The following is a 13123-nucleotide window of genomic DNA, read 5'->3' on the forward strand; positions in this document are numbered from 1 at the left end:
CCCTTTTCCATCGGATGCGATGGAGGGTGACCGACGCTGTTATAACCGCGTTCGCTTTCACTCGTGAGGCTGAGAGATGGAGGGTGACCGACGGTAGCCGCAGGGCAGCTGAGGAAGTTCCCCTCTCCAAGGGCAAGGTGGACGGACGCAAGTCCGTGCGGCGAGAGCCGTGGCAAGGGCACAGAAACGACACAGACCCGGTCCAAGGATGATCCGCTAGGCGGTGACGTTCCCGGGGATTTGGTGAAACGGCGACTCCCCACCGGAGCAAGTCCGCACAGCGGGGCAGACCGGCCCGGGACCCGCGGGTAGGACGCTTAGTTGAATGTCACCTGAAACAGAAAGGGGGCTACTACCATCACTCGGCTCTTCATATCCACACGAGGGACCACACATGATGCTGAACCGCTGTCCGAAGTGCTCGCCAGAAACCGGGATCAGGACCGTCCCGCCCGAGGAGACCCTCGAGAAGGTCCTGCCGCTGCTGAAGACGGCCGGCCTCGGCGAGCCCGAGGACATCACGGGCAAGGACGACGTGGGGATCCCCGTGTTCTCCGTGGACAGGCAGGAGACCGCCCTGGGCGTCCCCAAGTACTACAACGGCAAGGGCGTGACCAGGGACCAGGCGCTCGCATCCGCCGTCATGGAGTCCCTCGAGAGGTACAGCGCCGAGATGCGCGACTCGGACGAGGTCGTCTACGGCACGTACGAGCAGGCCTGCGACGTCATGATGACCGTGGACCCCAAGGACCTCATCCTCCCGATCCCCATCCTGGACAGGTACATGAACGACACCATCGCCTGGACCGAGGGGTGGGAGATGTTCAGGGGATGCCCCATATGGGTCCCTGCATGCGCGGTGTACTATCCGTACTATCCGGACGGCGACCTGCAGCTCTTCAGGTTCCACACCAACGGCATAGCGTCCGGGAACACCCTCGAGGAGGCCATCCTCCACGCCCTGTTCGAGGACATCGAGAGGGACGCCTGGTCCATATGCGAGTACATGGACATGACGAAGGGCGATGTCATCGTCGACGATGACGACTCCGTCCCCGCGCAGCTGATCGCCAAGTTCGCGGACCAGGGCATCGAGATCCACCTCAAGGACCTGACCAGCGACATCGGGATACCGACCATCGGCGCGGCTGCCGACGACGTCCGCACCAAGGACCCTGAGATGCTCACCATCGGTGTCGGGACGCACCTCAACCCCGAGATAGCGGCCATCAGGGCGATCACCGAGGTCGCACAGAGCAGGGCCACCCACAAGCACGGGGCCAAGATCAACGCCCAGCTCCAGAAGGTCACGCAGGACATGGGGTACGAGCGCATCAAAGAGGTCAACCGCATGTGGTTCGGGGAGAGCAGGAGGAAGATCAGGCTCAGCGAGATCCCCGACAGATCGACCCCTTACGTCCTGGACGACATCGAGGTTGTCCTGGGCAGCCTCATGAACGCCGGATTCGAGAGCGTCATCGCCGTGGACCTCACGAGGCCAGAGCTGAACGTCCCCGTGGTCAGGATGATCGTCCCGGGACTCGAGGTCAGCACCATGGACCCCGAGAGGGAAGGCGGCAGGCTGAGGGGCATGTGGCCCCCTCAGTGAGCCTTAATAGGACGTCGACGATTACCGTACATGGACGGGATTAAGGCGGTCGGATTCGACCTTGACGGCACCTTCATGAGGACGCGCGTGGACTACGCGAGGCTCAACGCCGCCGACCGCGAGGTCTGTCTGGACCACGGCATCCCGTTCGACGACATCGATTTCGGGGATTCCCCCAAACGCCCACGCGCACCCATAAGGGCGTGGCTCGAGGAGCACAGCCGCGGCGACGAGTTCTGTCAGGTGAGCAGGGACATCGACACGGCGTTCACGGAGTGCGAGTGCGAGTTCGTATCGGAGGCCGTCCCCTTCCCGGGATCGGCCGAGTGCCTCCCGGTTCTGAAATCGATGGGGTACAGGGTCGGGATCCTCACCCGCGGGAGCCTGGAGTACGCCACCAGAGCGCTCGGTCCGCTCTTCGACGAATTCGACGTCGTCATGGGCAGGGACCATTCCGAGTACGACAACGCCAAGCCGTCCCCGAGGGCGATGGTCGAGTTCGCGGAGGAGCTCGGCGTCGAACCGTCCGAGATCCTCTACGTCGGTGACAACTCCACGGACTGGATGTCGGCTCACGGTGCCGGGGCAAGATTCGTCGGAGTGAGGACCGGTTCCGGATCGGACGACCTGTGGGCGTCCGTCGACCCATCCATCCCGGTGATAGACCGCGCGGGGGATGTCGTCCGCCTTCTTTGAGCACACGTCTGGCCGTCCCTCTTCCTTTCTGTGACCGCGGACCCGGATGTCGGCGACACCCACGGTTCAAATGACACGATAATCCTCAGATGGGGGGACATCGGTCGGGTCTGGATTACGGTCGGTGAGAAACCGACGGAGAAATCGTGTGTGGGAAGGGGTTTGCCCGGCGGCCGATGCCGCCGGGCCTGGAATTGTTTACTCTGTTCCGTCTCCGAGCTTGTGGACACGGTCCAGGGTCTTCATGTGCTCGAGGTCGTCGTACCTGAACCTCTCGAGGTTGTAGGCGAAGGTCCTGTCAGCGGGCATGATCTTCTTGACGACCTGGATGAGGGTGCTTCCCATGGACATCAGGCCCTTGTTCATGTCGACTCCGAACCTGGTCATTCCGCAGACCACGTGTCCGGGGCTGACGACGTCGTGGGGGTCCAGGACGGTCTTGATCTCCCTCTCCATGGAAGCGGTGGCGGCGTTGTGGATGACGTCGGTGTTCCAGGCGAAGAAGACTCCGAATCCGGTGGTCCTTCCTCCGTACTTCATGGCGACGTCGCCGAGGTAGAAGTTGAATCCGAAGGACAGCATTCCGGTGAGCATCTCGTCGTCCTTGAAGTAGTAGGGCATGAACAGGGTGGTGTTCCTGTCGACGAGGACTCCGATGACTCCTCCGGCCTCCATCTTCATGTTGACGAATCCCTGGTAGCACTCGTCGGTGAACGCTCCCCAGTGGACGGTGGGCACGATGACCTCGGCGGGGATCTCTCCGACTCCGACCCTCCTGGCCCTGAACTCGTAGCACCTCTCCTCCCACTCGTGCTCGGCGATCTCTCCGGCGATCTTCCTTCCGCCGGCCTTCTCGGCCATGGCGTCGACGGCGGCCTCCTCGAGGTCGTTGTGCTTCTCGTCTCCCTGGAGGGTGACGAGCCAGAGGTTCTTCACGTCGGGGGCGTGGCAGCCGGCCCTCTTCTGGTTCTCGAAGTGCTTGTAGTCGGACCAGGCAACGTGCAGGGGCCTGACGGACGGGTGGTGGACGAGCTCCTGCATGGGTCCGTCCATGTCCTTGAGGTTGTCGAACTCGTAGGCGAGGCACCTGATCTGTCCCATGGGGTGCAGCCTGAAGGTCATCGTACCGATGACTCCGAGGGTTCCCTCCGCTCCGGAGAAGAACTGGTTCAGGTTGAAGGACGCCCTGTAGGACCCGGTGTCGGGGAATCCGGTGTTGACGACGGATCCGTCGTCCACGATGATCTCCGCGTTGACGACGTTCTCCCTGGCGCTTCCGTACTTGTAGGAACCGATACCCATTCCGTTGGTGGAGTACCAGGCGCCGATGGTTCCCGAGGGGAACGAGGAGGGGTAGGATCCGATGATGTAGCCCTCCTTCATGCAGGCCTCGAGGAGGTTCTTCCATGTGCATCCTCCCTGGACCTTGACGGTGAGGTTCTCCTTGTCGATCTCGACGACGTGCTTCATCTTGGAGGACATGTCGAGGAGGATTCCGGCGTTGGTGGGCATGCATCCGCCCAGTCCCCAGGAGGCGTTGCCTCTGGGTGTGACGGCGATTCCGTGCTCGTAGGCGAGGGCCATGACCTGGGAGATCTGCTCCACGGTCTCGGGCCTGACGATGACGTCGGGGATGTTCTTGAAGGCGAGTCCGGCCTCCTTCGGGAGGGGGGCCATGTCGTGGCTGTAGAGGACCTTGTCCATGCCGCTGACGGAGACGTTGACGGCTCCGACGATGGCCTTGAGCCTCTCGATGATGGCGGGGGTGACCTGCCTGGAGAGCTTGACGTCCTCCACGGGCCTTCCCATGTAGGCGTCCTCGATCCTCCTGATGAACTTGTTGGTGGCCTCGTCGCGGTACTTGCTGGGGCACCTGGTGCTGGACCTTCCTCCGAGCTCCTCGGCCTTGTCCGCGGCGGCGTCGTAGTCCGCGTCGGAGACCTCTCCGGTCAGCTTGATGGCGACGGTGCTCTTGTCGGGGACGTTTCCGGCGATGTCGAACCCGGCGACTCCATTGAAGGCGTCGATGGCCGTGGCCATGTTCCTCAGGGGGACGTACATGGTGGCCGCCTCGGGGTTGACGCAGGCGCCGACTCCGATGTTGCCGAACTTGTCGTCCGCGACGGACTGCTCGGCCTTCACCGCTCCGGCCTCGGCCATGATGGCGTCGAGGGCCTCGAGGTCCGCGTCGACGAACTCCTCGGCACCCTGGAAGGCGATGATGCTCAGCATGCCGTTGAAGGAGATTTGCAGGGGCTTGAGCGAGGGGCTCTGCCCGATTGCCTGGAAGACCTCCTGCATCTTCTCCACGGAGGGGAACTCGTATCCGACGGCCTTGGTCACTCCCATGGGGTGGATCTTGAAGGTGGCCTCGGTGACGATGGCGAGCCTTCCGGAGGACGCGGCGAGGGTCTGGATCATGTTGTATCCGGACATGTAGTAGCCGATCTCGTCGTATCCGGTCTCCAGGAGCTTGCCGGCGGCGTCGACGGCGCGGATGTTGATGACGGAGTCCTTGACGGTGCCGTACTTGTAGGATCCGATGCCCTCGGACTCGGTGTAGATCCAGTCCTCGACGGTGGGGTCCGCTCCTGCGGGGCGGACGCCGATGGTGTATCCCTCGGCCTCGACGGCCTTGATGATGGCGCTGAACTTGCATCCCGCCTGGGCCCTGACGACCTGGGCGTCGGTGTCGACGTCGATGAGGGCGTTCATCTCGGACATGTCGACGAGGACGTCGCCCTCGGTGTGGCTGCCCTTCCTGCTGAGGGGGGAGATGGATCCTCCGGCGGCCATGACCGCGGAGACGACCTTGGAGAGCTCGTCGGCGTTGGCGGGCTTGACGACAGTCTTGCCCTCGCACTCGGAGACCTTCGAGTTGCCGATCAGGGAGCACACGTGCTCGAGTGTGTCGGCGGACACTTTGGTGCATTCTGCGTTGCTTTTCATGATCTTGACCTCCACTGTTCGGCGCAGTGGCTGTATCTGAGAAAAGGGTACCGACTGATGCGTTATAAGGGTTTCCCGCTCGGAAAAGAAATGAGAGAAAATGAGATAAGCCCGGCCTCCCGGATGAGTCTGGCTATGGAGTCGGGGTCGGCTCTGAACAGGTGCGTGCGGCACCTGCAGTCGGAGCATCCGAAACCGTCCGCGAAGGGGACCATCCCGCAGGCCTCGGCCATGGACGCCAGGGTGCACTCCCCGATGAAGTCCGGGTACGAGACGTACGCATCGACGGAGTCGGCGGCCAGGGTGAGACGGTCTATGTGCCAGCGCACCTTCTTCTCGCGGGAGATGTGCCTCGAGACCCTCTGGTCGAGACCCCCCATGGCGCTGCCGACGTAGCAGTATGTGCCGCGGGGGAAGTTTATCTCGCCCAGGGCCCCGACCTCCAGTACGGTGTCGGAGCCGAGGGCGATAAGAAGTATGTAGGTTCCGGGGCGCTTCATGCGCTTGCGCGACGGCGGTCCTCGTCCTCGACCTGCGAGCGGGTCTTGATGCGGACGATGATGCTGCTGTCGTCGATCTTCGACGGGCTGATGTCGGCGATCTCGCCGAGCTTCCTGCCGTAGATCTCCACGTTCTCGAGGTACTCCCTGTGCTCCTTGTACGGGATCTTGATCCTGATCCCGTCCAGGTGCAGGACCATCGGTGACGGCCTGAGGCACATGTTGATCGGCTCGTACTCCTCCAGGACGGTCTTGACCTCCGCGGGGTGAACGAACAGCGGATCCTCCTCCAGGCTGCGCTTCTTCTCCTTCAGGACCGCCTCCATGGTGTCGGCGATCTCCTCCAGCTTGGCCCTCTCCGGCGGCGTCCTCATCCTGGCGGCCTTGCGGCCGACACCCGTGACGATGGCGTCGCATGTGTCCTCGATGCCCTCCGGGACGGGTCCCGACACGAGCACGGTGGGGGCGTGGATGTCCCTCATGAGCTCGGCCTTTGTCTCGACGCAGCTCTTGAAGTTGCCCATCATGAAGATGACCCCGTCGTACTCGTCGAGCGTGAGCCTCTCGGTCATCGAGATCTGCGACGTGGCCTTGCCGCGTCCCCTGGCCATACCCATGACCACTGTCACGGCGCCGTACCTCCTCAGCTCCTCCGCGATGTCGCAGATGGGGTGGGGCATGTGGTGCCTTCCCAGCGTGGGTCCGACCACGGCGATCTCCGTCCCGGCGAGCGGGACGCTCTTGACGACTCCGCCGATGTCGTTGCAGACCTTCTCGATGGCCTCCCTGTCCTCCTCGGGCACCGACATGATGACCGTGAGCATCTGGGAGCTCCTGTTCTTCTGGAGGACGACGCCTCCGACATCCTCGATGAGCTCGTAGAGCTCCTCGGAGCGGTAAACACCGCCGTCGTACATCATGACCTCAAACATCGTCGGAACCTCCCATCGCCTTGTGGACCTGCATCCCCCTCTCGATCATCTCGGGCAGGAGGACCTCCTCCGTGGCCACGACCGTTATCACGTTGCCACTGATCAGGGTCTTCCTGTTCTTGATTCCCTCTGGCATCGTCCTCCAGATGGCTCCCATGATCTCGCGCCTGTCGTCCTCTCCGGAGGCGACGACGATCGCGCTCACGTCCTCCTCCTTGGCGCCCTGGACGTCCATGTCGAACCTGGTCTGCTGGTACACGGCCTTCCTGCCGTACCTGGCCCAGAGCTCCTTCAGGATGTCCGGAGCGTAGCGCTCCTGGGTGATCGTTATGTGCACGCCGCCGACGTCCGTCCTGACGGTGGCGACGTCCCCGATGGTCTTGGCGGACGGGGCCGCCCTGAGGACTATCGAGAAGATGAACAGGGGCGTGGCCGGCTCCAGCGTCAGCTGGACCTTGTCGATCAGCACCGCCTTGTTCAGGTCGCTCATGATGTCGTCGAAGAGCTTGACGTAGGCTTCGTTGCCGTACGGGTCGCCTCCGATTATCTCTATGTCCATGAGACCGCCTCACAGGAACCCGGAGCTCAGCAGCGCGCCGCCGACCGCACCGATGTACTGGGAGTCCGGCGGGACGATGGGCTTCTCCCCGAGGACCTCGCCGACCTGGGTCACCAGACCGGAGATCAGGGACGTTCCGCCCACCTGGATGATGGGGTGCCTGACGTCGATCTCCTGGAGCTGCTGCTCGTAGACCTGCTCGGCGACGGAGTGGCATGCGGCTGCCGCCACGTCCTCGAAGCTCTTCCCCTCTCCGAGGGTGGTGACCAGGTCCTGGATTCCGAAGACGGAGCAGTAGGAGTTCATCTTGGCGTTCCTCCAGTCGCCCTTGTCGGCGAGCGCTCCGAGCTCGGTGACGTCGATCTTCATCCTCCTGGAGGTCATCTCCAGGAACCTTCCGGAGGCTCCAGCGCAGATTCCTCCCATGGTGAAGTTGTCGGGGACCCCGTCCCTGACGGTGATGGCCTTGTTGTCCATACCGCCGATGTCGATGATGGTGGCCTCCCCCCTCTGCCTGTCGGCGAGCCAGACCGCTCCCTTGGAGTTGACGGTCAGCTCCTCCTGGACCAGCTTCGCGTTGAAGTGGTCGCCGAGGGTGAACCTTCCGTACCCGGTGGTTCCGATGGCCTCGATGTCCTTCAGCTCGACGCCCGCCATCTTCATGGCATTCTCGAGGACCTGGGTGGCGGACTTGACGACGTCGCCCGACGGGGTCCAGTCCTTTCCGATGATCTTGTTGTCCTGCATGATGACCGCTTTCGTGGTCGAGGAGCCGGAGTCGAGTCCGGCGGTGAGACCGGTCTGCCTCTCCCTGGCCAGGAGCTCCTTCCTGGTGACGATGGTGACGAGGGCCTCCATCCTCGTGAGCAGCTGGGACGCCTTGAGCCTCTCCGTGAAGGAGTAGGTGACAACGGGCAGCCTGGTGTGCTCCTGGATGAACCTCCTCAGCTCGTTCCTTACGAGGGCGGCCTCGGCGCACCTGAAGCAGGTGGTGATGAACACGGCGTCGGCGTCGTACTTCTCGTCCGCGAGCTGGACGGCCCTGGCGATCATCAGCTTGAGCTGGGGGGAGCGGGGGTTGAACCCGAACCTCTTGACAGCCTCGTCGATGTCCGCGGCCGACACGTCGGGGTAGACGATCTTGGCTCCGACCGACCTGGCGGCCTTCTCTATCTCGTACTGTACGCTGCTGTACTCGGTACCGCATGAAAGCTGTGCGATCTTGATTGTCACTGCAGTCCCTCCAGGAACTCTTTGGTCTGAGCGACGAAGTTGACGGCCTGCTCGTCGTCCTCGGGGTAGCTCACGTGCAGCGCGGGGATTCCGCGCCTCTTGATCAGGTACTTCACCATGAGGTTGGACCTCTCGCACCCGACGCATCCGAAGCTGTAGGGGCAGTCGTCCATGATGATGGCGGCGTCCGCCTCATCGATCATCGGCCCCCACAGGGCGAGCCTTCCCCTGATTCCGGAGGGGACCTCGACTCCCGCGTACTTCAGACCCTTGACGACGTCGTCGAGGGTAACGTTCATGGGTGGCATGTCCACTTCAAGGTTGTCGACCCTCTCCTGGATGGCCGCCATCGCGCTGAGGGGCTCATGCCCGAACCTCTCAACCAGATCGAACAGCACCAGGCTGTTCGGCGGATCTATGAAGACCTTCATCACTGCACCTCGCAAATCTTCTTGAAATCGTTTACAGGAATGCGTTTCTTCTCCGCGGGGGGCACGTACTTGGCGCCCTCCTCGACCCTGTCAAGGGCGTACTGGATGTGTGCGAGCAGCGCCCACTCCTCCTCCAGCTGCGCGTATCCGGGCCTGGTCCCGTGCTGGGCCCTGCACCTGCGGGGGTCGCTGCACGGGTATGCCCTGACCTTCGAGAAGACCTCGTGCGGGTACTTCTCCCTGACCTTGGCCAGGATGCGCAGCACGGTCTCCCTGGGGGCCTCCACGAGGCACCCGTAGCATGTCTCCTTGATGATCGCCGCCTCGCCGTAGGAATGCACCATGCGGGACAGCTGGTCCGGCGTGAGCATGGACCTGGGCGATATCATGAACAGTCTCGTCTCCCTCTCCTCGCTCATAGTTCCTCCTCCGTGATGTAGACGACGTCCTCCTCCTTCAGGTCCTTCATTAGCCTGTCGAGGTCGTCGACGAACTTTCCGACGATGTTGGTTCCGTAGGGCTCCTCGCCGGTGGGTCCGAAGTCCTTGCTGTCCTCCAGCCTGATACCGATGAGCCCGTGGTGGGGCCTCGCCTGGTTGGTGAGGCCGATGTCGCCGCGTTTGATCTTCTTGAACGGGTCCTGCGGGTACAGGTTCTTCCCCCTGACCTCGTCCCCGTAGAAAGTAACCATCGGGAGTCCCTCGAAGGTGAACTGGACCTTCAGTATCCCGATGGGCTTGTGGCTGAGCCCGGTGACCTTCTTGAAGTAGTGCTCGCTGATGGGGTCCTTCTTGGATATCTGCACCCTGAAGACCCTGTCCTTCGGCACCCCGAAGGTCTCGACCTCGCCCTTCTTCAGGGCCTCGATGGTGTTCTCCGGACCCTGCTCCGCTATGATGGCGTCGTCCGACGTGTCTCCGGTCCTGACCTGCTTTATGCCCCTGGACTCCAGGAACTTGGCGCCCTCCGCCTGGGTCATCCCGACCGAGAGCGCCCTGGCGGGCTCCGTGACGACGGTCATCCTGCTGCCTGCCGGGGCGTGGGCGACGATCGCGCGCCCCATGGCGACCTGTCCGGCGGCGTTGTGCGAGAGCGAGACCTGCCTCCTCTCCTTGTACATGTAGAGGCGGCCGCCTCCGACGCCGTCGTACCTGACCGTTACCGCTCCGACATCCCTTACCTTGCTGTCCTCCTGCGGGATGTCGACATCCATGTCCTCCGAGCATGCCAGGAAGCTTCCGGTGGCCTCGGTGACCCCCATGGTCCCCTCGGACGAGAGGATGAGGAGGTGCTCGGCGGACTCCGGGGACTCCTGGTCCAGGACGATCTTGACGTTGGTCTCCACCCTGTAGCCGTCCTCGAGCTTCATGCTCAGGTCGTCGGTGACCTTCACGTTCTCCGTGCTGGTCTCGGACATCAGCGGGTGGACGGACAGGATTTTGTCGCCCTCCCTGATGTCGTCCAGGATGTGCCTGCCGACGGTGATCCTCCCTATTACGCCCTGGCCGGCACCGTAGCTGCCGGAGTGGTTGTCGCGGGCGATCATCAGGTAGGTGGTGTGGTTGTCGAATCCTCCGAGCGAGAGGAAGCAGTCGTAGGTCCTGTAGGAGTACGTGCCGCGGTCGGTCTCCAGCTCCGTGGGGAACGATCCGAAGGCGACGATCTCGTGGGTGACCCACCTGGTGTTGACGCTGGACATCCTGTCGATGAGCTGCGTCCTCCACATCTCGGCCTCGGGGGTGTCGTTCAGATGCATGACGAACGACCCGCGCTCGGTCTCGAACTCGAAGTCCCTGGTCTCGGAAACCACCCTCTCCTCTGAGAGATGGACCGCGATCAGGGTGCCCTTGACGTAGGGCTCGCCGGCGATGGCGGTCTTGAGGGTCGATCCGGCCCTGAGCTTCTTCTCCACGCCGTTGACTGTTACGATCATCTGTGCTCACCCTCCGGCAGCATGGACTGCACCTTGGAGACGATCTCGTCCAGCTTATCCTGCGGGGTCGTTACCCCCCTGACGACGCCGGTGACGATCTCCACGATCTCGCCCTTGGTCTGGATCTTGTCCTCGGGGGGCATGACGTACTTCGTCTTGCACCCGATCGCTGCGAAGTCCTCATAGTCCACGGGGCACTGCGCGACGATGATGGCGGGGACGTCCACGTTCCTGAGGATCAGCCTCGCCTTGTACACTATGTGGTTGCGGACGTTTCCCAGGTGGATCAGGGCGACCTTGTACTGCTGGATCCTGTCGGCCTCGATGGGATCCAGTCCGAAGCAGGACCCGGTGGTGACGTCGGGGGCGTCCGCGGGCACGCCGGATCCGGCGTTGACGACGAGGACGCTCGTGTCGATCCCCTCCTCCCTGAGGGCGTACGTGATCTCGCAGACGGGTTTGGTGATGTGCCTGCGGCCGGGGCCCATGGCTATGGCCACGACGTCCCTGCCGGACTCGGAGATGGTCGCCCTCTGGGCGAGCCCCCCTCCGACACCGAGACCCATCGACTCCCTGCACTCCACGAAGCTGAGATGCCTTCCCATCTTCTGCTTCATGGTCATTCACCTTCTGGGACCGGCTCCATTGCGAACTCTTCGAGGACCTCGTCGGGCTTACCGATGGCGACGACCTTGCCACCCTTCATGAAGGCCGCGCGGTCGCTGCAGTTGAGGACGAAGTCCATGTCGTGACTGACCACGATGAACGTCTCGCCGAGGGTCTCCCTCGCGCGGATGACGGACTTGGCGATGATCGTCTTGGTGATGGGGTCCATGGTTCCGGTGGGCTCGTCCAGGATGATGATACGGGGCTCCTTGATGAGGACCTGCGCGAAGGCGATCCTCTGGCACTCTCCCACGGAGAGCGAGTCGGGATAGGTGTACAGGAGCTTCTCGATGTGCTCCTTCTCGAACCCGACGCTCATCAGGACCTGGATGGCCTTGACCTTGGCGAGCTCGGCGGGCATCTTCATGCCGATGCATGTGGACAGGTTCTGGAGGACGGTGTCGAAGGGGTACAGTGTGTACTCCTGGTGCAGGAACCCGATGTAAGGGGTGGCTCTCCCCTTCCCGGCGAACCCGGACTCGGACATGTCGACCCAGTCGTCTCCGATCCTGATCTTGACGGACCCGGATGTGGCGGGGGTCATCCCGGCGATCATCCTGGATGTCGTGGTCTTCCCCGCTCCGGAGTACCCGACCAGGGCGAAGACCTCCCTCTCCTTGATGTCGAAGGACACTCCGTCCACGGCCTTGACGACTCCCCTGACGACAGAGAAGTAGTGCTTGGCGGCGTTGTCGAGGACGATGAGCGGGTCTCCGAGGTCCCCGTGCTGGGTCTTCTCGAAGTGGTAGTCCTTCATGAACTCGGTGGTGACCTCCTTGGGCTCGCCCTGCTTGACGACGTTTCCGGCGTCCAGCAGGATCGCCTCGTCGGCCATCCTCTCGATGGCCTCGGGCCAGTGGGAGGCGAAGACCATGCAGATGTTCTTCTCCCTGACGTAGTCGATGAGTCCCTTGTGGACGATCTCGGCTGTGGTGGGGTCGAGGGTTCCGGTGGGCTCGTCAGCCAGGAAGAACAGGGGCTCCTTGGCGAGCTGCCTGGCCATGACGACCCTCTGCTTCTCCCCTCCCGACAGGTCCCTGGCTATATGGGTCGTCCTGTGGGTCATGTTGACGAGCTTGAGCATGTCGATGGCCCTGTTGATGCGGTCGTCCCCCTGGACGTCCGCGGGGATGGCCTCCATGACGTTCTCGACGACGGTCATGTCGCCGAAGAGCGCGAAGGTCCTCTGGAGCATGATGGCTATGTGTCCCTTGACGGCCTGTCTGAGGGGGTCGTCGACCTTGAGGGACCAGAAGTCCACGGCGAGGGTCTCCGTCTCCCCTCCGCACTTGCAGCATTTCGCTCCCTTAATGGGGAGGTCGAGGTCGCCGCATTTCTTGCAGCGGTTGACGTTGTAGATCACGCGTCCGCTGTCGGGAGCGTACTCCTCGCTCCCCCTGAGCATGTGAATGAGAACACTCTTACCGGCGGCGCTCTTTCCGATGAGACCGAGGATCTTCCCGGTGGAGAGCTTGGCGCTGACGTCCTTGAGCACACAGCGCCCGTCGAACGACTTGGAGACGTTCTCGATAACCAGTAGGTCTACCGACTCTTGAGCCATGTTTCTCCGAACGGTTACACCGATATAAACTATCGCGGATTTTCCCTGAAAGAA

12 protein-coding genes and 1 other RNA gene are annotated in these 13123 nt (G+C 62.8%); 3 read left to right on the forward strand and 10 right to left on the reverse strand.

The window, feature by feature from the left end:
- The first annotated feature begins 71 nt into the window (after window positions 1-71).
- The 3 genes from rnpB (at window position 72) to JS82_06975 (ending at window position 2305) form a co-directional block, all read left to right on the forward strand.
- Window positions 72-364, forward strand: an RNA gene (gene rnpB, locus JS82_06965) — RNase P RNA component.
- 30 nt (window positions 365-394) lie between these two features.
- Window positions 395-1609 (forward strand): YcaO-related McrA-glycine thioamidation protein, encoded by a 1215-nt coding sequence (locus JS82_06970; protein QHK17862.1) that lies wholly within the window; start codon window positions 395-397, stop codon window positions 1607-1609.
- A 30-nt stretch (window positions 1610-1639) separates the two neighbouring features.
- Window positions 1640-2305 (forward strand): HAD-IA family hydrolase, encoded by a 666-nt coding sequence (locus JS82_06975; protein QHK17863.1) that lies wholly within the window; start codon window positions 1640-1642, stop codon window positions 2303-2305.
- A gap of 198 nt (window positions 2306-2503) precedes the next feature.
- Here the strand turns inward: JS82_06975 and JS82_06980 are convergent, their stop codons facing one another.
- From JS82_06980 to atwA, 10 genes are all read right to left on the reverse strand, one after another.
- A complete protein-coding gene (locus JS82_06980) occupies window positions 2504-5254 on the reverse strand; it encodes an FAD-binding protein (protein ID QHK17864.1) in 2751 nt (916 codons plus the stop codon).
- A 62-nt stretch (window positions 5255-5316) separates the two neighbouring features.
- On the reverse strand, window positions 5317-5754 hold the full coding sequence (locus JS82_06985) for a DUF123 domain-containing protein (protein QHK17865.1): 438 nt from the start codon (window positions 5752-5754) through the stop codon (window positions 5317-5319).
- On the reverse strand, window positions 5751-6686 hold the full coding sequence (locus tag JS82_06990) for a methanogenesis marker 7 protein (GenBank protein QHK17866.1): 936 nt from the start codon (window positions 6684-6686) through the stop codon (window positions 5751-5753). The genes JS82_06985 and JS82_06990 overlap by 4 nt, the downstream gene beginning before the upstream one ends.
- A complete protein-coding gene (locus JS82_06995; GenBank protein ID QHK17867.1) occupies window positions 6679-7245 on the reverse strand; it encodes a methanogenesis marker 17 protein in 567 nt (188 codons plus the stop codon). The genes JS82_06990 and JS82_06995 overlap by 8 nt, the downstream gene beginning before the upstream one ends.
- Window positions 7246-7254: 9 nt before the next feature.
- Window positions 7255-8478 carry a methanogenesis marker 15 protein gene (locus tag JS82_07000; protein ID QHK17868.1) on the reverse strand — a complete coding sequence of 408 codons (1224 nt, stop codon included), beginning with the start codon at window positions 8476-8478 and terminating at the stop codon, window positions 7255-7257.
- Window positions 8475-8912 (reverse strand): methanogenesis marker 5 protein, encoded by a 438-nt coding sequence (locus tag JS82_07005; GenBank protein ID QHK17869.1) that lies wholly within the window; start codon window positions 8910-8912, stop codon window positions 8475-8477. The genes JS82_07000 and JS82_07005 overlap by 4 nt, the downstream gene beginning before the upstream one ends.
- On the reverse strand, window positions 8909-9328 hold the full coding sequence (locus tag JS82_07010; GenBank protein QHK17870.1) for a DUF2102 domain-containing protein: 420 nt from the start codon (window positions 9326-9328) through the stop codon (window positions 8909-8911). Before JS82_07010 ends, JS82_07005 begins: the two co-directional genes overlap by 4 nt.
- Window positions 9325-10842, reverse strand: coding sequence for a methanogenesis marker 3 protein (locus tag JS82_07015; protein ID QHK17871.1), 1518 nt, complete (start codon window positions 10840-10842; stop codon window positions 9325-9327). Before JS82_07015 ends, JS82_07010 begins: the two co-directional genes overlap by 4 nt.
- Window positions 10839-11459 carry a methyl-coenzyme M reductase I operon protein C gene (gene mcrC / locus JS82_07020; GenBank protein QHK17872.1) on the reverse strand — a complete coding sequence of 207 codons (621 nt, stop codon included), beginning with the start codon at window positions 11457-11459 and terminating at the stop codon, window positions 10839-10841. The genes JS82_07015 and mcrC overlap by 4 nt, the downstream gene beginning before the upstream one ends.
- A gap of 2 nt (window positions 11460-11461) precedes the next feature.
- Window positions 11462-13069, reverse strand: coding sequence for a methyl coenzyme M reductase system, component A2 (gene atwA / locus JS82_07025; protein ID QHK17873.1), 1608 nt, complete (start codon window positions 13067-13069; stop codon window positions 11462-11464).
- Between the last annotated feature and the right edge of the window lie 54 nt (window positions 13070-13123).

The organism is Methanomassiliicoccaceae archaeon DOK (assembly GCA_009911715.1).
In the GTDB taxonomy this organism is placed as follows: Archaea; Thermoplasmatota; Thermoplasmata; order Methanomassiliicoccales; family Methanomethylophilaceae; genus Methanoprimaticola.